This is a genomic window from Aliiglaciecola sp. LCG003 (assembly GCF_030316135.1).
Lineage (GTDB): Bacteria > Pseudomonadota > Gammaproteobacteria > Enterobacterales > Alteromonadaceae > Aliiglaciecola.
Genome location: NZ_CP128185.1, coordinates 2,598,341 through 2,621,174, shown reverse-complemented (window position 1 = coordinate 2,621,174; position 22,834 = coordinate 2,598,341). Strand labels below are relative to the sequence as shown.

Annotated in this window: 15 protein-coding genes; 10 read left to right on the top strand and 5 right to left on the bottom strand. The window is 43.1% G+C overall.

Features of this window, described 5'->3' with window-relative positions:
* Entirely contained in the window at positions 1 to 807 is an 807-nt protein-coding gene (gene xthA / locus QR722_RS11210) for an exodeoxyribonuclease III (RefSeq protein WP_286282941.1), read from the bottom strand.
* A 207-nt stretch (positions 808 to 1,014) separates the two neighbouring features.
* Here xthA and recC point away from each other — a divergent pair, with 207 nt between their 5' ends.
* From recC to QR722_RS11180, 6 genes are all read left to right on the top strand, one after another.
* Positions 1,015 to 4,413, top strand: coding sequence for an exodeoxyribonuclease V subunit gamma (recC, locus tag QR722_RS11205; RefSeq protein ID WP_286282940.1), 3,399 nt, complete (start codon positions 1,015 to 1,017; stop codon positions 4,411 to 4,413).
* Positions 4,410 to 8,033 carry an exodeoxyribonuclease V subunit beta gene (recB, locus tag QR722_RS11200; RefSeq protein WP_286282939.1) on the top strand — a complete coding sequence of 1,208 codons (3,624 nt, stop codon included), beginning with the start codon at positions 4,410 to 4,412 and terminating at the stop codon, positions 8,031 to 8,033. The genes recC and recB overlap by 4 nt, the downstream gene beginning before the upstream one ends.
* Positions 8,033 to 9,901, top strand: a complete 1,869-nt coding sequence (gene recD / locus QR722_RS11195) for an exodeoxyribonuclease V subunit alpha (RefSeq protein WP_286282938.1) — start codon at positions 8,033 to 8,035, stop codon at positions 9,899 to 9,901. Before recB ends, recD begins: the two co-directional genes overlap by 1 nt.
* Positions 9,902 to 10,086: 185 nt before the next feature.
* Positions 10,087 to 10,479 carry a DUF2750 domain-containing protein gene (locus QR722_RS11190; protein ID WP_286282937.1) on the top strand — a complete coding sequence of 131 codons (393 nt, stop codon included), beginning with the start codon at positions 10,087 to 10,089 and terminating at the stop codon, positions 10,477 to 10,479.
* Positions 10,480 to 10,590: 111 nt separating this feature from the next.
* Positions 10,591 to 12,255: a SufS family cysteine desulfurase gene (locus tag QR722_RS11185; RefSeq protein ID WP_286282936.1), complete on the top strand. Its 1,665-nt coding sequence runs from the start codon at positions 10,591 to 10,593 to the stop codon at positions 12,253 to 12,255.
* A gap of 76 nt (positions 12,256 to 12,331) precedes the next feature.
* A complete protein-coding gene (locus QR722_RS11180) occupies positions 12,332 to 13,888 on the top strand; it encodes a bifunctional GNAT family N-acetyltransferase/carbon-nitrogen hydrolase family protein (RefSeq protein WP_286282935.1) in 1,557 nt (518 codons plus the stop codon).
* Positions 13,889 to 13,928: 40 nt separating this feature from the next.
* On the opposite strand, the gene QR722_RS11175 is transcribed toward QR722_RS11180, so the two are convergent.
* On the bottom strand, positions 13,929 to 15,206 hold the full coding sequence (locus QR722_RS11175; RefSeq protein ID WP_286282934.1) for a glycosyltransferase: 1,278 nt from the start codon (positions 15,204 to 15,206) through the stop codon (positions 13,929 to 13,931).
* A gap of 117 nt (positions 15,207 to 15,323) precedes the next feature.
* Between QR722_RS11175 and QR722_RS11170 the strand changes: the two genes are divergently transcribed.
* Positions 15,324 to 16,358, top strand: coding sequence for a 2-dehydropantoate 2-reductase (locus QR722_RS11170; RefSeq protein ID WP_286282933.1), 1,035 nt, complete (start codon positions 15,324 to 15,326; stop codon positions 16,356 to 16,358).
* Positions 16,359 to 16,471: 113 nt separating this feature from the next.
* Positions 16,472 to 17,317 (top strand): HDOD domain-containing protein, encoded by an 846-nt coding sequence (locus QR722_RS11165; protein ID WP_286282932.1) that lies wholly within the window; start codon positions 16,472 to 16,474, stop codon positions 17,315 to 17,317.
* A 24-nt stretch (positions 17,318 to 17,341) separates the two neighbouring features.
* Here the strand turns inward: QR722_RS11165 and QR722_RS11160 are convergent, their stop codons facing one another.
* Positions 17,342 to 18,160 carry an acyl-CoA thioesterase gene (locus QR722_RS11160; protein ID WP_286282931.1) on the bottom strand — a complete coding sequence of 273 codons (819 nt, stop codon included), beginning with the start codon at positions 18,158 to 18,160 and terminating at the stop codon, positions 17,342 to 17,344.
* Between the two features lie 243 nt (positions 18,161 to 18,403).
* Here QR722_RS11160 and QR722_RS11155 point away from each other — a divergent pair, with 243 nt between their 5' ends.
* Complete coding sequence (locus QR722_RS11155; RefSeq protein WP_286282930.1) at positions 18,404 to 19,729, top strand: spinster family MFS transporter; 1,326 nt, start codon at positions 18,404 to 18,406, stop codon at positions 19,727 to 19,729.
* A gap of 108 nt (positions 19,730 to 19,837) precedes the next feature.
* Here the strand turns inward: QR722_RS11155 and QR722_RS11150 are convergent, their stop codons facing one another.
* Positions 19,838 to 20,134 carry a hypothetical protein gene (locus QR722_RS11150; RefSeq protein WP_286282929.1) on the bottom strand — a complete coding sequence of 99 codons (297 nt, stop codon included), beginning with the start codon at positions 20,132 to 20,134 and terminating at the stop codon, positions 19,838 to 19,840.
* Positions 20,135 to 20,548: 414 nt separating this feature from the next.
* On the opposite strand from QR722_RS11150, the gene QR722_RS11145 reads away from it, so the two are divergent.
* Entirely contained in the window at positions 20,549 to 21,373 is an 825-nt protein-coding gene (locus QR722_RS11145) for an alpha/beta fold hydrolase (protein ID WP_286282928.1), read from the top strand.
* Between the two features lie 6 nt (positions 21,374 to 21,379).
* Here the strand turns inward: QR722_RS11145 and glgC are convergent, their stop codons facing one another.
* Positions 21,380 to 22,642, bottom strand: coding sequence for a glucose-1-phosphate adenylyltransferase (gene glgC / locus QR722_RS11140; protein WP_286282927.1), 1,263 nt, complete (start codon positions 22,640 to 22,642; stop codon positions 21,380 to 21,382).
* Between the last annotated feature and the right edge of the window lie 192 nt (positions 22,643 to 22,834).

Sequence of the window (22,834 nt, the reverse complement as noted above, 5' to 3'; positions counted from 1 at the left end):
TTACTTATAAGTTGCCCAAATAGGGGCATGGTCCGACGGTTTTTCAATGCCTCTAAGTTCATAATCCACGCCCGCATCTAACAATCTTTCATGTAGTGGATCGGTCGCCAAAATAAGATCAATTCGCAGACCTCGATTATCATCAAAGCCTTTAGAGCGGTAATCAAACCAGCTGTATTGTTCGCTTTGCTGCGGGTTTAAACTGCGAAAGCCGTCTTTAAGGCCCCAATCGAACAAGGTGTTTAACCATTGGCGCTCTTCGGGTAAAAAGCTGCATTTGCCTGTTCTAAGCCAGCGCTTTTGATTTTCTGCACCTATACCGATATCTAAATCGGTGTGAGAAATATTCACATCGCCCATGACAATGACATTCTCGTCGGGCTGATGATATGCGTTTAGGTAATGCATCAAGTCTTGGTAGAATTTGCGTTTGGCCGGATATTTAGTTTCATGAGATTGATTTTCACCTTGCGGGAAATAACCGTTGAGCACTCGAACTGATTCACCATTCGCCATAGGATAGGTCACCATGATCATGCGTCGTTGAGCATCTTCTTCGTCTGTGGGAAACCCATATTGTACTTCTATGGGTTGTTCTTTACATAGCATGGCTACACCATAGTGGCCTTTTTGACCATGGAAATAAACGTGGTATCCCATAGCTGCAACTGCATCTAGCGGGAATTGGTCATTGTGCACTTTGATTTCTTGTAAACCAATCACATCCGGTTGGTGTTTAGCAATCAGTGCTTCTAGTTGGTGAAGGCGAGCGCGGATACCATTAATGTTAAACGAGATAAATTTCATATCAGGGCCAGTAATACTAAGATGACGTCAAGTCTAACAAACAATAACTTAGGCCTAAACTCGTTTATCCCCACAATGGTCGATTATTTTCAATTAAAACCTCTCCTTAGTGAATCTTAGTGGTTGGCGCTGGATAGACAAAACGTTACCATGAAAATACTATTGCCTAGCTTATAAAATTGCAGAAAAGCGCCTCAAGGAAACCCTGTGCTTCATTTAATTCAGTCTAACAAAATGGAAAATTTACAGGCACAGTTGCTCGAGCAACTTAGCCGTAGTCACTATTCTGATGATGGGCTAGCGGATTTACTTACCAGTGACACTATTATTGTGCAGAGTCCAGGTATGGCTCAATGGTTGAAAATCAATATTGCCCAAACCTTAGGCATTGCCGCCAACTTGGTTTTTCCACTGCCTTCGAGTTTTATTTGGCAGCAGTACCAGCACTATTTTGACGATTTACCCGATACTTCAGCCTTTACCAAAAGTAATATGGCCTGGAAGCTGATGAGTCTACTGCCACAATTACTCCCGTGCCCAGAGTTTAAAGATATAGAGGATTACTTAGCCGGCGACCGTGGGCTGAAGTTCTATCAGTTATGCCAAAAGATAGCGGATGTCTTTGATCAATATCAGGTTTATAGACCAGACTGGATCAACGATTGGCAAGACGGTAGCAGCACCGTTGAAGCAACGCAATTGCAGCGTCACCACTGGCAGCCATTGTTATGGCGAGAGTTGGTTAACTCGACCCAAGCATTGGGAGAATCTTTATATCATCGGGCTAATTTACACCACTTATTGTTAAATAAGATCGCTCAGACAAAGGATCATCAATCACTGAAGCCATTATACATCTTTGGTATTTCGACCCTACCGCAACAGCAGCTTGAGGTGTTTGAAGCCTTAGCGCAACATCGAGAAGTGTTTTTGTTCTGGTGTAACCCGAGTCAACATTATTGGGGAGATATCGTCGATGAAAAAATGTTGAGTAAGCGCAAACTCAAACAATTAGAGGGAAAGTTAACCGGTGTTGAATTTTTAGATGTAGGTAATCCATTGTTAGCGAGTTGGGGTAAACCTGGTCGAGATTATCTGGAAATGTTGTTGTTAAGTGATGCACAACAGCATGATGCCTTTGATACAAGTCAGCCTCACAACCTAGTGCAATGGCTGCAATATGAAGTATTACAACTGAGTATGCGTAATACCGGAAGTAGACTCAGCGCAGCGGAATTGCTCAGCAATGGTAGCGAGTTTCCTAAAATTCCGATTGATAGCCAAGATGATTCATTGCAAATCCATAGTTGCCATTCTAAAGTCCGGGAGTTGGAAGTGCTGCATAATTATCTGCTGCAGCAATTTAGCCTAGACTCCCAGTTAAGCCCAGCTGACATAGTGGTCATGATGCCAGATGTGGCAAGTTATGCGCCTTATATTGAAGGGGTATTTGGCAGCGCGGTGGCGGATCTATTTATTCCCTTTGGCATATCCGACCGAAACGCCGCACAAGAGTCTTCCATGCTTGAAAACTTCATGGATTTGCTTAATTTGCACCAACATCGTTTTGGTTTGTCCGAACTCCTTAGTTATTTAGAAGTCCCAGCAGTGCAGCAAAAGTTCGATATTAGTTTGGAAGAATATCAGGATATTCGGTTCTGGCTGAATGACGCAGGATTTCGCTGGGGGTGGGATGGACAAGACAAGACTCGTTGGCAGCTTCCTGCTCAACAGCAAAACACCTTTATATTTGCCCTACAGCGCTTGCTTGCTGGTTATGCTATGTCTGGTCAGCACTTATATCACTATCACCACACTCCCACTGAAGAAGGGGATATTGCTCCCTATCATGATATTGAAGGGCAACGGGCCATTGCACTGGGTAAGCTATTTGAATTTGTACAATTGCTTGAGAAAATCCAACACTATTGTTTAACCAGCGATACCTTAGAGAATAAGGTCAAGCAGGCTTTAGTTTATATAGAGCAGCTGTATCTTGTGGAAGACCATGAGCAGGTTTATTTAAATCAACTGCGTCAGGCACTGCAAAGTGTTACCACCCATAAACAGCAATTTCCTGAGCATGTTCTTCACGATGTATTTGTTGCAGAAGTACAACAAAATCTGAATGAGAAAGGTGTTGGGCAACGTTTTTTAGCAGGCGCGGTGAATTTCTGCACGCTGATGCCAATGCGCAGTATTCCCTTTAAACATGTCTGCATGTTGGGTATGAATGATGCGGATTATCCGCGACAAACCGTGCCTGTGGGTTTTGACTTAATGGCGGATATGCCCAAGCGTCGTGGTGACCGTTCTAGAAGATTGGACGATCGGTATTTGTTTTTGGAAGCGATCATCTCAGCCCGCAGTAAACTTTATATTAGTTATTTGGGTATGAGCGCCAAAGATAACTCACCCCGCAACCCGTCAATTTTGGTCAGTGAATTAGTAGACTATTGCCAGCAAGTTTTCTGCCTGCAAGGGCAGGATACATTGACACCCAAGCAAACCCGGAAAAATCTTGTTGAGCACATTCAATTTCAACATGCCCTGCAGCCATTTTCACACCAGTACTTCGAACAACATCATCGATTAGGCAACAGCTTTAACGGCCAATGGTTGGCAGTGCTCAAGGCCCAACAACAAGTATTTGAGATAGAGCCTTTTATGGCGCAACCCCTGATGATTGCTGAAGAGGCTAAAACCAGCATTGAACTAGAGCAATTATTGGATTTCTTTAATAACCCTGCGAAACATTTTTTCCGTACTCGCTGGCGTACTAGTCTGCAATTATTCCATGACGAGCTGCTCGATGAAGAACCTTTTGAGTTGGATGGATTGAGTCGTTACCAGCTTAATGATCATTATCTAAATCAGGCTATTTATCAGAGAAAATCTGTTCCTCAATCTCCATACTTAACAGAAGGGGAAGAGGAGGGGCAAGATGATAATAGTTTTGTGCAATATTTTATCCGCCAATGGCAAGCGCGGGGAGTGTTGCCGGATGGCGAGAGTGGCACCTTGGTCATGGGCTCAATGATAGCACGAGCCCAGCCACAACTTGACCAGTTGCAAGCTATTATTAAAGACCAATCCCCGCGAATTATGGAAGTGTCTCTCATATTTCAGGACATTGAGCTGCAAGGCTGGATTAAATCGATATATGCTCAGCAATTAGTTTTATTTAGGCCCGGAAAAATTAACGGCAAAGACAAGTTTGGCTTGTGGTTAAGATGGTTATGCTGTTGTGCCACCCATTCGAGTTCAATGACGAGTGCGACTTTTATCGGTATCGATAAAAGTTTCTGCTTAACCCCTGTGCCGCAAGAACAAGCGTTGCAGTATTTGGCGCAATTAGTGCAAGTTTACTTAGTCGGCTTAAGCGCTCCACCTATGTTCTTTCCTAATGCGGCTGCTTGCTGGTTAGAGAGTCAAAGTAAAGCTAAAACACTGGATAATTTTGCTGGAAATCATTTTGCCAGAGGCGAACAACAAGACCCAAATATCGCGCGAATTTGCCCTGATTTAGCGGAAAATTTCGAGTCCTTTTGTCAAACCAGTGAAAGCATTATGCAACCCATGTATCACTTTGAGGATGGCAAATGAAGTTATTAGACAGCTATTCATTCCCACTCCAAGGCGCTTCTTTAATCGAGGCAAGTGCGGGCACAGGCAAAACCTACACCATCGTGAATCTCTATTTACGCTTGTTGCTAGGGCATCAATGTAAGCCTTTAACCGTTGATCAAATATTAGTGGTTACCTTTACTAATGCAGCGACAGCAGAGCTAAAGGAGCGGATTCGGCAGCGTATTTACACAGCTTACTTAGATTTTTATTTAGGCAGTAGCGATGATGAGTTTATTCAATTACTGATTAACGATAACTCAAATCAGCAACTTGCCTGTGAAACCTTGAGTCTAGCAGCCAAACAAATGGATGAAGCAGCGGTCTTTACTATACATAGCTTTTGTCAACGCATGCTCAGTGAGCATGCTTTTGAAAGTGGCAGCGTATTTGACGAGCAGTTTGAGCTGGACGAGTCGAAATGGATTCGACAAGCTGGGCAAGACTATTGGCGAAAATACATAGCCCCCCTTAGCATGGCAAAGTTGGAGTTTATCCGTGATTTTTGGTCCTCACCTGAGTTATTGCTCAAAGCGTTATCGCCCATTTTACACCGCCAATTATTGACTTCATCAGTCAGTGAACTACAGTTGGGATTTAGCCAACTTGACAAACTTATCGAACAAACACGGCAACTCAAGTGCTGGTGGCAAGATGAGCGCGTTAGCGAACAGATGCAGCAGGCTAAATTCAAGGGTAACTTTAAGTTGGGTAAACCCGGCGTGTATTTGCAAATGGATGAATTTTGTCAAAGTGATTCAAACTTGTGTCCGTTTGATTCTGGTTGGACAGACTTTTTTCCTGAAAAAGTGCAAAAAGCCCGCAGTAAAACCAGTCCTGAACTGACCCATATTAATTTTGAGCGCTTCGAGCAACTGGAAAACCTGCGAGTCAAGGCTACGGGCAATTTCAAGCAAGCATTGTTATACGATGGGTTGCAAAAAATTAGAGCCAACCTAGCAGACTATAAGCAACAAACTCATCAATTAGCCCCAGATGATCTCATGGCACGCTTGCACGCTGCAGTATCTTCTGTCCATGGCGAACCCTTAGTAAACTTAATTCGAACTAAATTTCCGGCTGCCTTAATTGATGAATTTCAAGATACCGATGATATTCAGTTCACTATTTTCAGTCAGCTTTATCCGTTAGTTCAAACCCAAGACAGTCCTTTGTGTTTAATCATGATCGGTGATCCCAAACAAGCGATATACGCGTTCCGTGGTGCGGATATTTTTACCTATATCGAAGCAAAACAGCGGGTTGACTCACAACGACACTTTACCCTGGCGACCAATTGGCGCTCTCAACCAAATATGGTCGAAGCGGTCAATCAGTTATTTATTAGCAGCAAAAGGGGCTTTTTATTCGAACAAGATATTCCTTTTTATCCTGTGCAGGCTGCCAGCGAGAATGCTGAATTTCGAATTGAACAGGCAACCCAAGCCAGCCTCATTTTCCATCACCTGGTATTAGATGATGAGTGCCTTAGCCAAAGCGATGCACGCCGTTATTTGTCGATTCATCTAGCCAATCAGTTGGTTAGCATTTTAGCTCAAGGCAGCGTCGTTGTTGAGCACAGTGGTAATGCGCAATCCAAGCCAATTCTGGCTGGGGATTGCTGTGTTTTGGTCAGGGATCGTCTAGAGGCAGCGGTGATTAAGCAAGCGTTGTCAGAAGCAAACATCGATAGCGTATTTTTAATCCGTCACAGTGTGTTTGCCACTGACACAGCAGCCGATGTTTATCGTCTACTAGATGCAATGGTCAACCCAAGAGACGAACGCAAACTAAAAGCGGCTTTGGCCAGTGGCCTGATGTGTCACAATGCCAGCGCTTTGGAGCAACTTTTTAATAACGAATTAGATTGGCAGATGTTAGTTGAGCAATTCGTTATCTGGCAGCAACATTGGCAGCGCCATGGCGTCATGATGGCGCTCAATCAGTTGTTAAACCATTTTGATGTTTTTTCCCGCTTGCTAACCTATCACCCTGATGGATTGCGGCGTTTAACTGATTTGCGCCATCTAATTGAGTTATTACAACAACAAAATAGCCTGACGCCCAGTGAGAATCAGACGTTATATTGGCTAGGTCAGCAAATTCTAAATCCTGATCATGCAAATGAAGCCCAGCAATTGCGCTTGGAGACCGATGCTAATCTAGTCCAAATTATCACCATGCATACCTCTAAAGGTCTTGAATTCCCTCTGGTTTTTATCCCTTTTGCTTGCGCCTATCGAGAACCAAGCAATGCCATTTATCACAATGATGATCAACAGCTTATGGTAGATTTCCTAGCTCAACCTGAGAGCATGCAAAAAGCAGATCATGAACGTTTGGCTGAGGATATTCGATTGCTATACGTTGCCTTGACTCGGGCGGTGTATCATTGTTTTGTTGGGGTGTGGAATCCCATGTTGGGTCGCAGTAAGCGTCAGTCCGCCTTACCGTTAACGGCGATGGGAAGTTTATTGATATCCGAACCCCAGCAGCCAGATAATATCGGCCTAAGGCAAAGTATCGAGGCGTTAGCTGAGCGCACTGATATTGGTTATCAACAGGTTGATGTCAACAGCCCAAGCCAACAAGCATCCATTGGCAGTTCACCACAACATGAGCATTGGCAAGTCGCACAATTAGCTAATACTATTGCGCGAAACTGGCGGATCACAAGCTATTCTGCCATTGCTCGCAATCAATTTCAGTTGGCGCATGAACAACCTGGTACCGATGAGCATGAAGCGCCGGTTACCCCAGCACAAGCTGAATTATCCTCGGCCAGCCTCGAGGAAGCGGCTTCGTTAGACCGTTTTCAATTTACTCGTGGGGCTCAGGCTGGCTCATTTTTGCATGGTGTGTTAGAAAATATCGATTTCCAAAAACCGGTAACGCTAGTACAAGTGATCGAGCAGCAAGGGGATTGGTATGGGATTGACCCTATATGGAATCCTGTTGTACTGCAGTGGTTAAAAGATGTGTTGCTTACCCCGATTCCTTTACCAATCAAGGATGAACCGCAAAGCAGCTTAATGCTGGCGCAATTGAGCCCACAAGATGTGTCCATTGAAATGGAATTTCACATGCCGTTAACTAAGGTCAAAGTTAAGGATTTCAATCGGTTGATCAATCAATACTTCAGCACAACTGCCCGAAATTATCAGTTTGAACAACTCAATGGCATGCTCAAAGGCTATATTGATTTAACCTTCAGTTTTGATGGCCAGTATTTTGTGGCAGATTATAAATCAAACTATCTTGGGGATAAGTTTAAAGACTATGCTGAGCCTAATTTGCAGCAAGCTATGGTTGAGCATGATTATCACTTACAATCCGTTTTGTATATCCTAGCCTTACATAGAATGTTATCTATCAAATTAGCAGACTATCAATATGACCGTCATATTGGTGGTGCTTATTATTGGTTTTTACGGGGAATGTCCCCGGATCATTTAGGCTCAGGGATATATTTCATTAAACCTCAGAAGGAGTTTATTGAGGCGCTTGATGGATTATTCTATGGCAACCCAATCGCTAATGACGAATCTGAAACAGTGGTTGTTGAGCCAAGCGAGCCTGCGCAATTAGGATTATGGTGATGGATTTGATTTTTTCCTTTTCTGAACAATATGAAACGCAAATCCAACGTTTAGGACTCTCATCCATTGATATCGCTTTCGCCAGTTTCATTTTTCAAATGGAGTCAGCGCAAACCAAGGGAGTTGCCTTATTAGCTGGGCTTGTGAGTCAAAAGTTGAGCCAGCAAGATAGTTGTTTGAATATTAATAATATCGATTTTTCAACCTTACAAATTTTGGGCTTTGATTCAACCAAGAGCTTGCTCATGTCTCTTGAACAGGCCCGCAGTGTCAATGTTGATAATCAACAAATCGAAGCCAAACCGATAATATTCGAAAATAATAACCTGTATTTGCAACGCTACCACCAATATGAGGTGTCCTTAGCTAATATTATTCAAAATAAGCTGGGTAGTTTTTTAGCTGTTGACCAAGAACATGCGAATACCGTACTAACAGAGCTTTTCAGTCCGCCTCCAGCCAATCAGGAAAAGGATACAGATTGGCAAAAAGTCGCCGTTTGCATCGCTGCAACCCGCAGTTTTTCGCTGATAACCGGTGGGCCGGGAACGGGTAAAACCACTACTGTGGCTAAGTTGCTGGCGTTGCTGCAAGGTTTGGCTAGCAAGCAGGGTAAGCCCTTGAAAATTCAGCTGGTGGCGCCTACCGGTAAAGCCGCCGCTAGACTGACAGAGTCATTGCTTTTGGCGCGCGACAGATTACCCCTGCAGTACCGCTGGGCGCTTGATGTTCAATGCAGCACCATACATAGGTTGCTAGGCAGCCAACCTGCTCGTGTAGACTTTAAACACAATCAGCAAAATATGTTGCACTTAGATGTGCTAATCGTTGATGAAGCATCTATGGTTGACCTTCCGCTTATGTCCAAACTGCTTGGCGCTGTGCCCATAGCCAGTCGTGTCATTTTGTTGGGTGATCAGAACCAATTGTCATCAGTGGAAGCGGGCAGTGTGCTGGCTGATATTTGTCAGGCTGCTTTGCAAGGCACCACAGAGCCGGTTTACAGTGCAGAAGTGTGTCAGTTGGTGGCAGAATTGAGTGGCGAAATTATTCCACCAGTTGAGCAGCAGCGGGTTAGCGGTAATATTTCTGATTGTTTAGTCAAATTGCAAAAAAGTCACAGATTTTCGGCATCAAGCCCGATAGGGCAGCTCGCCAAGCATGTCATACAAGGTGAGGTGAATAAAGGGTTAACCCTCTTGTCTCAGCAACAGTCAGGTGAGGGATTATCTTGGTACAAAAATGCCACTTTGCGAGAGTTTGTGCGCAGTTATGCGTCGCTTCTAAGTGGCTATTTCGGAGCAATTAAATTAGCCGATATTGGCCAAGCCTTTGCATTATTAGAGAAGCAGCAAATCTTATGTGCCCAAAAAAATGGCAGTTGGGGTGTTGAAAACCTTAACTTTATGATCGAACAGGAACTGAACAAACAAGGCCATATTAGCTTGGATCGTAAAGATTATTATGGTCGCCCAATAATGTTATCGCAAAATGATCATGGCTTAGGTATTTTTAACGGCGATATTGGGATCATAATGGCCGACCCTGAGCAGCCACAACTCATTAAGGCGTGGTTTAAGACAGGTCATGAGCAGTATAACGGTATAGTCGTGAGTAGGTTGCCGCGGCATGATACGGTCTATGCGATGACCATTCATAAAAGCCAAGGATCAGAATTTGAAAAGGTGGTGTTATGTTTACCGGAAAGTCGAGACGACAAGCCGATTATGGGGTTGAGTCGCGAACTGTTTTACACGGGGTTAACTCGGGCTAAACAACGTTTCGAATTGTATGGCCAACAGCACGTTTTAGAGAAATGCTTACAATCTGCTTGTTATCGCAGCAGTGGATTGGCCCAGCGCCTGTAGTCACCGAGACTACAGAGTCTTAGAAGTTAATCTCAATCAAGGTATTTTGTGCAGGTAGACCCCAGAACAAAAAAGTCGTAAATCCGAATAAAATACCCCGTCTATGTGCCGATAAAGCAAGCGTAGCCAATGACTTTTTGCCATAATTGGCGCTAAGCAACATAAAATACCATCACGGAGTCTATATGACCGATGTACTAGCGGAAGAATTTGTATCTATTAGTAAGCTTCAACCAGAAGAGCGTTTTGAATATGCACTACAAACCATGGTTGAAAATGAGGGGTTGTGGGGATTATTTGGTGAAAATGGCTGGCTACTGCTTAAAGCAGACGAAGATGCGTGTTTCCCCGTATGGCCTCATGAAGCCTTTGCAAAAGCATGGGAAAAGAATGATTTTCCAGATTGCAAACCGAAGAAAATTGACCTTGAATCATGGCTCGCACAATGGCTGCCAGGCATGCAACAAAACGGCACCCTAGTGTTGATGTTTCCATTAAGTGAAGACGAAGAGGGGATCATGCTAGAAGCGGAAGAAGTGTTAGATTGTTTTGAAGAACTGATCAACAGTGGATCCTAAGCAGGCTTGGGTCAGAGCAAGAGTCAATCGAGGTTATTGGCTCTGTTTCACCAGCGAAGATTGACGGCCAGTTTGAATTTTTCGCAATCACATCAGAGCAAAGATAGACACATGACAGACACTTCATTGCGCAGCCATTTTCCCTTCTTTCAGCAACCCCAAAATGCTGATTTAGTCTACTTTGATAGTGCTGCCACCACGCAAAAACCCCAATCCGTTTTAGACGGGATTTATCAATATTACCTATTAAAAAATGCCAATGTGCATCGCTCCTCTTTTTCATTGGCAGCAGATACCACCACCGAATTCGAGGACGCTAGAGACTTTGTAAGATATTTCATTAATGCTAAAAGCAGTCAGGAAATCATCTGGACCAAAGGAGCGACCGAGAGTATCAATTTGGTGGCTAAAAGCTTAGCTGACACTGAACTGCCTATGAATGGTCGGATCCTGATATCTGCCACTGAACATCACGCAAATATTGTGCCTTGGCAAAGATTAGCGGCCAGCAAACAACTGCATATTGATGTTATTCCCGTCGATGAGAAGGGCTGCTGGGACATCAGGAAGGGATTAGCTTTGTTGACTGAGCAAACTTGCATAGTGGCACTGGGCTTGGTATCTAATGCCCTCGGCACTATCCAACCGGTAAGAGCCTTGCTGCAAAAAGCTCAACAAGTAGGTGCAATCACCTTGCTAGATGCTGCTCAAGCCATTGCTCATAAACCAGTTGATGTGCAAGATTTGGCCTGTGATTATCTGGTCTTTAGTGGTCATAAAGCTTTCGGGCCCACCGGAATAGGTGTGTTATACGGTAAACGTGAGGCATTGCAAAACTTGCCAGTATATCAGACCGGTGGCGAAATGATTAAACAGGTCAGTTATCACAGCTGTACTTTTCAAGAGTTACCATTCAAGTTTGAAGCAGGCACACCGAATATCGAGGGCGCGCTAGGATTGCATCAAGGCTTATTGTTTATTCAGCAAAATCGCCATGCTATAGAAAGCCATGAGTCCATGCTACATAGATCACTGTTAGCCCAACTGGCGACCATTGAGCAAGTCCGGATTTTAGGGGATGTAAAGCATTCAATTGCGACCACGTCATTTGTAATTGAAGGGCTCGATAGTCATGATATTGGGATTTTACTCAATGAACAGGGGATTGCGCTAAGGGTAGGGCATCACTGCGCAATGCCGTTAATGGCCGAATTGAAGCTCGCTGGCACCTTGCGGGTGTCTTTGAGTTGTTATAATACGCTAGCAGAAATACAGAGGTTCATCACGGCATTAAAACGCAGCATTGAGCAAATCAATAACCAAACCCATGGCGCTCTAATTGGCCATACCTATGATGCTGGTCCTGAGGAATTAGCAGACGAGCTGCCATTAGCTACAAGTATTCAAAAAGCAAGGGGGTGGGATGGCGTGTACCGACAAATAATGCTGGCCGGAAAAGTTGCCAATAGATTGCCGGTTGATGAACGTATTGATGCCAATGAAATACAGGGTTGCGAAAGTCAAGTATGGTTATCAGCAAATCGCGATGACAAAGGAGTATTGCAGTTTAGATTTGATGCCACAGGAAAAATTGTAAGAGGATTGCTGGCGATCATGCTGGAGCCGATGCAGAATAAGACTGCAGACTTTATCAAACTGTTTGATACGAAAAATTATTTACAGCGTTTAGGCTTAAGCCGCCACTTGAGTGCATCACGAGGTAACGGTTTAGCAGCGGTAGATCGAGCGATTAAACTTATTGCTGATCAAAAATGAATCTTTGATAGTATTTATCTGTTAGTTTTAAATATGTTATCCACGTCCAACTTTTAGATTAGCCAACAGGATGTTCATGAATCAAAATAATGAAACACAAAATGACGTTAAGTTACTTGCCCGTAACCTCAATGAAAATGATTTCGACGATATCAAAGAAATCATGGATCGCGTCTATTCTACCTTAGGTGGTTCCATTACTAAGAAGCGTTTCATGGCGATGATGAAAATTTTTCGTGATGGACAAATATGTATTGAAGACGACGGCAAAGTGATAGCCGCGGCCTTCTCAGTGATTATCGACTACGACCAGTTTGGTGATGAACACACCTATGATGAAATAACCGGTAATGCGTACTTAACAACTCATGATCCAAATGGTGATGTACTCTACGGGATTGAAGTGTTTGTCGACCCTGATTACCGTAACTTAAGACTAGGCCGCCGTCTGTATGAGGCGCGCAAAGAGTTGTGTGTGAGTTTAAATTTACGGGCCATCATTCTCGGTGGACGCATCCCTAATTACAAAGACCATAGTGCTAAGATGTCACCGCAGAAATATATCGAAGCGGTTAAGCGTAAAGAACTTTACGATCCGATCCTGACCTTTCAATTATCAAATGATTTTGAAGTGAAGCGAGTACTGCGTGGCTATATGCCCGAGGATAAAGAATCACAAGGTTACGCCACCTTGCTTGAATGGTTCAATATTTATTACGAGCCGAAGAAACGCAAACTCTTTGGTGGCAAAAAAGAAGTGGTGCGCATCGGTTGCGTACAATGGCAAATGCGTGAGATGACCAGTGTGGAAGATCTGTTGCAACAATTCGAATATTTTGTCGATGCGTTGTCTGACTATCGCAGCGACGTGGCACTCTTCCCTGAGTTCTTTAATGCGCCCTTAATGGGATTGGGTGACCAATCTTCATCTATTGAAGCCATAAAGCATTTAGCCACCTATACGGAGGCCATCGTCAGTGAAGTCTCAAAAATGGCGGTGAGCTACAACATCAATATTATTCCCGGTTCGATGCCATTGATAGAAGATGACCAGCTCTATAACGTGGCATATCTATGTAAACGGGATGGTACTATTGAAACTCAATACAAACTTCATCCCACTCCGTCTGAGAAAAAGGACTGGATCATGGAAGGGGGGGATAGACTGACGTTATTCGATACGGATTTTGGTCGAATCGGCATTTTAATTTGCTACGATGTTGAGTTTCCTGAGCTTGCTCGTTTGCTCAGTGAAGAAGAAATGCAAATTCTATTTGTACCCTTCTGGACAGATACCAAAAATGGCTATTTACGGGTCAAGCGCTGTGCGCAAGCTCGAGCGATTGAAAATGAATGTTATGTAGCCATTGCTGGAAGCATCGGCAATTTACCCAAGGTAGATAACGTCGATATTCAGTATGGTCAAACAGCGGTATTTTCACCGTCAGATTTTGCCTTTCCCCATGATGCAATTATGGCAGAGACCACGCCGAACACCGAAATGACACTGATTGTTGATGTGGATTTAGATAAGTTACAGATCCTGCAAAATAACGGCTCTGTGCGCAACTTCTTAGACAAACGACGCGACCTATATCGTATTGAATGGTTAGGGGAAAAATCAATAAAATAACGTTTCAAAGGTTGTGATAACAAACGTCTTGATTAGCCTATCAAGACGTTTTTTTATGGGCATTTTTTGCCTCAATCCACTGGGACATATATTGGGTACTTTTATGCATATGATGTTGTAACATAGCACCAGTGAAGTTGGCGACTCTATGCTGCTTAAGGTTAGACAATAAGCGTTCAATGCTAGCGATTAATGTGGCGCCTATTTGGCCTTGATCGAAATGTTTACTGATGATCACAAAACCCATTTGCTGTGCTTGTGCCCAACGTCCTTGATCTTGATAAAGTGAAACTGCGTTATCAACAAAGTCTTGTTCTGAGGAGGCTACAGACCCAGGCCATTGATCTGTAGATACGATTCCTTCTGCACCAACGGCTGTTGTGACGCTGGGCGTACCGCACATCATAGCCTCAGTAAGTTTACCCTTTAGTCCCGCTCCGAAACGTAAGGGGGCTAAACAAACCCGACTATTGGCCATAACGTCCTTAGCATCATCCACCCAGCCTTGCACAAAAAAACCTTGTTTGGGATTGTGTAAAGCAGTTGCTTTGGGAGGCGGATAAGCACCATAAATATACAAATTGGCTTGAGGTAATCTTTGCCTGATTTTAGGCCAAATATTTTGTTTGAGGTTTAGCACAGCATCCCAATTAGGCGCATGTCTAAAGTTACCAATTGTAATAAAGTCGTGGCGCTGCGCGAAACCCAGCCCGTTGCGATTCAATTTGTGTGGGTCTAGCATAAAAGGGCAGATCTGCAGCAACGCAGTTGGTATGTTAAATACGTCGGTTAGCAAGGCGTACTCTACAGATGAAATAATTAGGCTCAGATCGCAGCGGTAGATAGCCGAAATCTCCCTAATCGCCTTATCGCCCGTCATGTTTAAGCTAGAGAGTGATAATTCATCAACGGCAATCCCTTGTTTAAAAGCCTGAAGGCGGGCATCACGCAAAAAATGTAAGTCTTCTGTGTCTAAAATGCGCAATGCTTGGGGACAACATTTGGCAACTCGCCATCCAAACTGTTCTTCCATCATAAAGCGGTCAAATAACACTACCTGGGGATCTAAATCTTGGACGAAGGTGTCGAAGGAACTATCGTTTAATGCAATACTGACTTCAGAAATATCGAAAAGGGTCAGATCAACTTTATGTTCACCTTGCAAAGCAGGACTGGCAAAGGTTATTTGGTAGCCCGCCTGCAAAAATTGCTGAAGAAGGCTGAGCATATGTTGTCCGGCTGCAGAAGAATTGGGTTCAGGCCATACATAGCCAATTACAAGTAGCTTTTGTTGGGCTGGCGGCAAAGTGTAGGGCATAAATTCCAAATCAAAAAGTTGTATAGGTTGACGTTAGTGATCTTATCTCTGGGCTAATTCATATGAAAGCCTTATGATCAATTTAAGGGATTTTAAACCACTGTTTAAGCAGAAAATATGAATCATAATCATTTAGTCTTTGGTGCCGGATTGATCGGCTGTTATTTAGGTGGCGCTATAGCACTTAGCGGGCAAAGCGTGAGGCTGCTTTGTCGTGCCAAGATCCAAAAAAATTTGCAGGACGGGATTAAATTAACCGATTATCTTGGTCACCAAGCATTAATCAATTCTATCCAATTTTGTCAGGCTATAGAGCAAGGCGCGACTCCTTTCGGGATTATTTGGTTAACGGTAAAGTGCACAGATGTTGCAACTGCATGTGAGCAAATGCAATGTTTTGTAGACACCCATACCCGGATAATATGTTGTCAAAATGGCTTGGGCTCAGAACAAATTGTAAAGCAGGCATTTCCGCACAATCAGGTGTTAAGAGCCATGGTGCCATTTAATGTGGTGGAAATGGATAAAGGACATTTTCATCGCGGATCAGCGGGCACCCTGACCATTGAAAGTGATAATTGCGAAGAGCAATTTGTCGAACAGTTAATAGCACAGATTAACTCTGACCTGCTTCCAGTGGAAAGTTCAGCGGATATGGATTCGCTACTTTGGGCCAAACTACAACTTAACTTAGGCAACAGCGTTAATGCATTGGCAGATATTCCGGTCAAAGCGATGCTAGAGCAACGGGGCTATCGACTGGTTGTTGCTGGTTTAATGAAAGAGTTATTAGCGGTTACTAAAGCCAAAAACATTGTGTTACCTAAGGTGACCGCTGTACCTGCACAGTTAATCCCCTATATTTTACGCCTACCGAACATACTGTTTAAACGGGTAGCAAATCAAATGTTGGCTATTGACCCGAATGTTAAAACCTCAATGTGGTGGGATCTATCACGGGGTAAAGCCACTGAAATTGATCATTTAAATGGTGCTGTGGTGCAGGCTGGGGATAGGTTAAATATTTCTTGCCCAGCTAATCAAAAAATTATCAGCTTGATAAAGAGTATCCAGCATGGTGAAGTAAACGCACCCAAACGGCCTATAAGCGCTGAACAATTATATCAACTTGTTTTTTCTGAACAAAATTAGCAACTGATGATTTTATGTTTGGAAAATATGTGTAGAAGCTGAGCTTTTTTTGTTATTTTATCTACACTTCAATTAGAGTTTAACAATGATGGTACTAACAGGAGAGTCGAATAGTGCATGCACACGATTATGCGTCTGAAGCGAAAGACATATTTGTATTGCCCGATGCTGTTTTTCAGATTAAAAGGTTAATTGATGATCATGCAGCTAGTATGGAGGAAATTTCTAACATTATTAACTTCGATCCTGCGCTGACGGTACAAATCCTTAAAATTGCTAACAGTGCGCTTTATAAATTTCCGAATCAAGTTGATTCAATTTCAAAAGCGACGCAAATCATTGGGACTAATTCAGTATATGATTTAGTTGTGGCATTTGGAGTACGTAGGGCGTTTGAAGAGGTTGCAACAACGGTAATCGATTTGGAACGCTTTTGGGAAAATGCAGTATTTTGTGGATTACTAAACAAATATTTCGCTGAAAGATTGCTTGGCAAAAATACAGAACGCTTGTTTGTCGCCGGCCTTTTGCATAATGTCGGTGAATTAATTATGGTACGCTTTAACCCGCAAATTGCTAAAAAATGTGCACAAATCAATGAAGCCCAAACTCCATTGAGTCTTCAGCTCAATCATATTGGCTCTACTTATGCTGACATCGGCGCATCGTTGATTAAAATGTGGGGTATTCCTGATTCCATTTCCACCCCGATTAAACACCAACATTATGAACAGTCAGAATCTGCCAATATCGAAGATAAAATTATGCAACTCAGTTACATCATGGCTTTAGATCATTGTAATCCAGAGATTTATTCAGGCCACGCCAATCTTGAAGTGGAATTATATGAAACCCTGGGGCTGGATAATGATGATCTGCAAGCCGCCTTAACTCATACAGGTATGCAGAGCTTGAGCGTGCTTGCCATGTTTAGCCCCGCTAGCGTTTCGGTGTTGTAGCCTTCGTTAGGGGGAGCTTATAACCTAATCAAAAATTCCAACGGTTTGTCTGCTAAGAGCTATTAGTTGACCCTGTTGATCCCAAATATTTGCCTCGGTGTGGGCATAACCGTCAGCCGCTTGCCTAGTTTTTGCTTGGTAGGCAAACCAATCTGAAGGTGAAAACGTTTTATGGGGATGTAGAAACTCTACGTTCCAACTCATGGTGCTCGCAGGTGCTGGCCATCGCAGCATTTGCAAAACAGTAGGGGGCCAAGAATCAATTAAACAGATTAAATGTGCATCCGTAATCTGTTGCGGCGCTTCTTTAAATCGCATCCAGCCATGTATGTCACTTAATTTACTCCCTGCAAATGGCATACTACCTTGCTCAATTGATAAGTCGAAATGGCGTAAAAATTTAGGGGTTATTTTAGGTATTTGGGGAATAAACTTGGCTTTTTGTGGCAACTCCATAGCGTGATGTTCATGATTCATCACCGCAACTTTCGAGGAGCGAGCAACCCCAAAGCTGACCTGACAGAGTAATGCGACTTTGTCATCTTGGATAATCTTGGCGTAGGCTTGTGTGGCATTTTTTCCCTGCCTCAGAACATCCACTTCAATTGAAAACGGCATATCGACTTCAATTGGACCAACGAAGTTACAACTAAATGAGCGCATCACTCTATCGTCTGCAACCTGTTGCTTAACGGCCGCGTACGCCATGGCAGCAGATATACCACCAAAAAGAGTCCGACCTTGACTCCACTCTTTTGGAACCCTAAGTCCATCACAGGAAATAGCTTGTTGTTTATTGGCAATATGTGCCGATACTTGCTGGAGTAGCTGATCAATATGCATATGTGTATTACCTCTGATTTAGCAGCCTGTTATATCGTGAAACTGGTCCGATGTCCAGCCAGGCCAGTTCGGGGCCAGTATTTCACTGCGGGTTGATTAGTTATTCTGCCTTATGTTTGGCCGTGCACTATCAATATTTTTGATGGTTATTATTTTATTTACAAATGGTTAACAAGAACGCTTGGTAATTCACCAGCATGACACTTAGTATGAGGATCTAAACTTTTTAGTGCAGGAGTCAGCATGCTAAATACGGAACCAAGTGACAAGACAATTTCGCAGCCCAATCAGCAGGTCAACAGCAAATACAGAATGTATGTACTTTGTATATTAACCTTGGTTTATGCGTTTAATTTCATTGACCGTCAGATCATTGGTATTTTGTCTCCTCTCATCAAAGAGGATCTCGGTTTAGATGACGCACAACTTGGTTGGCTTAAAGGTATTTATTTCGCACTATTGTATACCGTGGTCGGGATCCCGATTGCTTGGCTAGCCGATCGTTATAGCCGGGTGAATATAGTGGCAATCTCATTAACCTTGTGGAGTGGCTTTACTGCATTATCCGGTTTAGCGACTAATTTTACTCAACTAGCCCTTGCGCGAGTTGGGGTTGGTATTGGCGAAGCAGGGGGCAGTCCTCCTTCCCACTCTATGATTTCGGATCTGTTTCCAAAAGATAAGCGAGCTGGTGCATTGGCTATCTATTCTTTGGGGATCCCATTTGGAATAATGCTAGCGTTCTTCGCTACCGCATTTTTGATTAAAGGTGGTAGTGCGGATTGGCGAGTCGTCATGCTTAGTGTTGGTTTACCCGGAGTATTGCTAGCTTTACTGTTAAAGTTCACTGTCAAAGAACCAACCCGTGGCGGCGACAATAAAGCTGCAGATCTAGAGCAAGTCCCCTTCATAACCGCCCTCAAAGCCTTGCTGGTAATTCCATCATGGTGGGGGATGTGCTTGGGGATATCCTTTGGCTCTTTTGGAAACTATGCTATATCCACTTGGATTATCGATTTTTATGTTCGAGCCCATAGCGGTTTTGATTTTGCCAATTTGTTGATCATTATGGGCATCATCAACGGTACTGTTTATGCTCTTGGCGTTTGGGTTGGTGGAGCCGCAGTAGATAAATGGGGTAAAAAAAGTAAGAAAGCCTACGGGTTGGTTCCTTGTATTATGATGATTGTGGGGGCGCCAGCATTTTACTTATCGCTGCAGGTTGAAAGCCTATACGCATCCCTAGCTCTGTTAACCATCTTGTTATTCACCAGCGGCGCCTACCTTGGTCCTTCTTTTGCCCTTGCGCAAACCTTAGCCCCGGTGAAAGTCAGAGCGATGTCTACGGCTCTGTTCTTTTTCGTTTTAAATATTATTGCCTTGGGCGGTGGACCAACCTTTGTTGGGATCCTCAGTGCCAACTTAGCTGAAGTACATGGTGAAGTTGAAAGTTTAAGAATCGCTTTAATGTGGTTGGTAGTGCCATATATTCTATCCATAGTGGCATTTTACTGGACCTCTAAAAGAGTGGATGAAGATTGGCAAAAAGCAGAATTACGAAACGGTTAACAGGCAAAAAAATACCGCTCCAGGAGGAGCGGTAATAACCATCAAGGGACGGGAAAGTACCACTTAGTATCAAAGGAAATCGTTATATAAAGTTGCCTTGCAACTTTACTAATCAGCTGCTTTAACGATTAATTCGTCAGCTGAATGGTTACTGCGTTGCTCTGCTTGATTCAAGTTCGCACGCTCTAATAAGGCTATACCGTTACAGTTAGTCGAATTAAAATGCTGGGCAAGCAAGTTAGAATATTCATTGGTTAAATTGTTATCAGCGTAGACATTGGCTGCAGTAGTTTCCGCTTTAATGCAGGCATTTTGTAATGACGCATTAATGTCTGCCTGTGCGTTACTTGCAAACGCTAGGAAGATTGCTCCACTGATGACTAAACTTCTGTTTAATATTGTCATTTCGTGCTCCATTTATCTGGCTGGTTATTTAACGTAGGATGATTTTGACCCAATTTTTGCAATCAATAAATGCCGGCAACGATACTTAGGTATATATTTAGATACTATTGGTGAGATGATTATGCTGGTTGGTCTGTTAATTGGAGGTGAGTTTTTGGTATATAAGCAAACAAATTGTTGTTATTTTTCGTATTGTTGCTGTGTTTTAATTAGCTAAACTAGATTGAATCACACCCTAGACCAATGAATTTGACGTCATTAGGATCAAGGGGTAAATACATTAATATTACTAAGCCCCAACGCTGCAAAAAACATAATGAAGTCTAACACGCTTTTCAAGTGATTGATTATCTTATGATATAGCACTCATTTAATCGATATTTTAAAAGTAACATAAAGAGTATAAATTTAATAATGAACGCGAAACCAATTATTCACTTCGCCCATGCAAACGGCTTTCCGGCCAGTAGTTACAATAAATTATTCGCTTATCTAAAAGATGATTTTGGCATTATTGCGTTAGAGAAATTTGCCCATAATCCAGCATTTCCATTGTCTCAGGATTGGCAAAATCAAGTGGCAGAATTGGTCGATTATATTGACACTAAACATGCGCAGCCTTGCTATTTAGTTGGGCATTCTTTTGGTGCGGTTGTGTCCTACATGGCAGCATGTCAAAACCCAGAAAAATTCCTCGGCTTGATCATGCTGGACCCCCCTTTAGTAACTGGATTAACCAGTTTATTTGCTAGATCTGTGCGTAACACTCGACTATTCGACAATTTTACCCCGGCCAAACAAACGCTTAATCGCTGCACCGCTTGGCCAAAAGGGGTAGATTTAGTCGAGTATTTCCAAGCCAAAACATTGTTTAAGGATATGCATCCACAGTGTGTTGAAGATTATGTGGCGGCTGCCACAATAGAAACTGATGAGGGGCATAAATTGGATTTTGATCATCAGGTTGAGGCCAATATTTTCCGTACAGTACCGCTGAATATTTCACGTTATTATGGAAAGCTAACCATACCGTCGTTACTCATCACAGGAGAACAAACTAAGGTCTGCACAGAAAAATTGATTGCACCATTTATTCGTCACAATAAATTAGCGCATAAGCAGGTGGCAAGAGGAGGGCACATGTTCCCACTTGAGCAGCCGGAACATGTGTCAATATTGATTAGTGAGCAAATTCACCTGTGGGAAAATCAACGCATTGCAAAGTCTAAAATTGTTTAATGTGCACTAATAACCCACGGGTAAACCAAGCATTTCACGAGTCACTAATACAACCCCTGTGTCGGTGACTCGAAATCCTCTTGCTTCGTCATCTTGTCGGCTATGGCCTATTACAGTACCCTCAGGCACTACACATCCTCGGTCAATAATCGCTCGTCGGATACGGCAGTTCCGTTTAATCTCCACATCTGGCAATACCACTGATTCTTCAACTTCGGTATACGAATGCACACGCACATTCGAAAAGCACACGCTTTTTCGAATAGTTGCACCTGAGATGATACAACCACCGGAAACCACAGAGTTAATTGCAGCGCCCCGGCGATTGTCTTCTTCCCAGACAAATTTTGCTGGCGGAAGTTGTTCTTGGTAGGTCCAGATTGGCCATCTTTTATCGTACAGATTCAGCGCTGGCACTGGAGCGACTAATTCCATGTTGGCTTGCCAAAATGAATCCAAGGTACCCACGTCACGCCAATAAACTTCTTGTTGATCCTTTTCATCAAAGGCGTAGGCATACACCGGATGATCTTTAATAATAGCGGGGATAATATCCTTTCCAAAATCTCGATCTGATTCTGACTGTTCAGAATCGCGTTTTAGCTGTTCAAACAGGAATTCCGTATCGAATACATAGTTACCCATGGAAGCTAAGCACTTTTCACTATCCCCAGGCAAAGGGGTAGGGTGGGTAGGCTTTTCTTCAAAACCTTTAATCCTCATATCTTCATCCACCGACATGACACCGAATTGGCCTGCAGCTTCGTGAATGGGAACGGGCATGCAGCAGACGGTCATTTTGGCACCAGATTCTGCATGTTTGGCAATAAGCGTACCGTAGTCCATGCGGTAAATGTGGTCGCCAGATAGGATCATGACATATTTGGGTAATTCATCACGAATAATATCAATATTCTGGAATACAGCATCAGCTGTGCCTTGATACCAATTATCCGAAAAACGTTGAGAAGCCGGTAAAATTTCGACAGACTCGCCGAGCTCTTTCTTAAAGTGTCCCCAGCCTCTAACCAAATGACGGATAAGAGAATGAGATTTATATTGGGTTATAACGCCAATCCGGCGAATTCCTGAGTTGATGCAATTTGATAATGGGAAGTCGATTATTCGGAATTTACCACCAAAATACAACGCAGGTTTAGCTCGCCAATCAGTTAGTTCGTGTAGTCTGGAGCCTCTGCCTCCGGCTAGAATTAAGGCATAAGTTTCTTTAGTTAAATTACTTATATAACGCGGGCTTTGACTTTCCATATTGCATATTCCTCAGACATTACTAAAACAATTAAGCCAAGGAGAAGGACTACTCGATACACTCACCTTGTAAAAATTAGTGTGGCATGTCAGTCAGTTAAACACAATTTCGAATCACCCTTAATTCGACTTTTTAGCTAAAAAAATGAATATTTTGGCTAAAAAATACAATTCCGCTAATATTAAGCCATC

Excerpts from the sequence above, each read along its gene's own strand:
- xthA (WP_286282941.1), bottom strand. The coding sequence starts at position 807 with ATGAAATTTATCTCGTTTAACATTAATGGTATCCGCGCTCGCCTTCAC.
- recB (WP_286282939.1), top strand. The coding sequence starts at position 4,410 with ATGAAGTTATTAGACAGCTATTCATTCCCACTCCAAGGCGCTTCTTTA.
- recD (WP_286282938.1), top strand. The coding sequence starts at position 8,033 with ATGGATTTGATTTTTTCCTTTTCTGAACAATATGAAACGCAAATCCAA.
- QR722_RS11190 (WP_286282937.1), top strand. The coding sequence starts at position 10,087 with ATGACCGATGTACTAGCGGAAGAATTTGTATCTATTAGTAAGCTTCAA.
- QR722_RS11185 (WP_286282936.1), top strand. The coding sequence starts at position 10,591 with ATGACAGACACTTCATTGCGCAGCCATTTTCCCTTCTTTCAGCAACCC.
- QR722_RS11180 (WP_286282935.1), top strand. The coding sequence starts at position 12,332 with ATGAATCAAAATAATGAAACACAAAATGACGTTAAGTTACTTGCCCGT.
- QR722_RS11175 (WP_286282934.1), bottom strand. The coding sequence starts at position 15,206 with ATGCCCTACACTTTGCCGCCAGCCCAACAAAAGCTACTTGTAATTGGC.
- QR722_RS11170 (WP_286282933.1), top strand. The coding sequence starts at position 15,324 with ATGAATCATAATCATTTAGTCTTTGGTGCCGGATTGATCGGCTGTTAT.
- QR722_RS11160 (WP_286282931.1), bottom strand. The coding sequence starts at position 18,160 with ATGCATATTGATCAGCTACTCCAGCAAGTATCGGCACATATTGCCAAT.
- QR722_RS11155 (WP_286282930.1), top strand. The coding sequence starts at position 18,404 with ATGCTAAATACGGAACCAAGTGACAAGACAATTTCGCAGCCCAATCAG.
- QR722_RS11150 (WP_286282929.1), bottom strand. The coding sequence starts at position 20,134 with ATGACAATATTAAACAGAAGTTTAGTCATCAGTGGAGCAATCTTCCTA.
- QR722_RS11145 (WP_286282928.1), top strand. The coding sequence starts at position 20,549 with ATGAACGCGAAACCAATTATTCACTTCGCCCATGCAAACGGCTTTCCG.
- glgC (WP_286282927.1), bottom strand. The coding sequence starts at position 22,642 with ATGGAAAGTCAAAGCCCGCGTTATATAAGTAATTTAACTAAAGAAACT.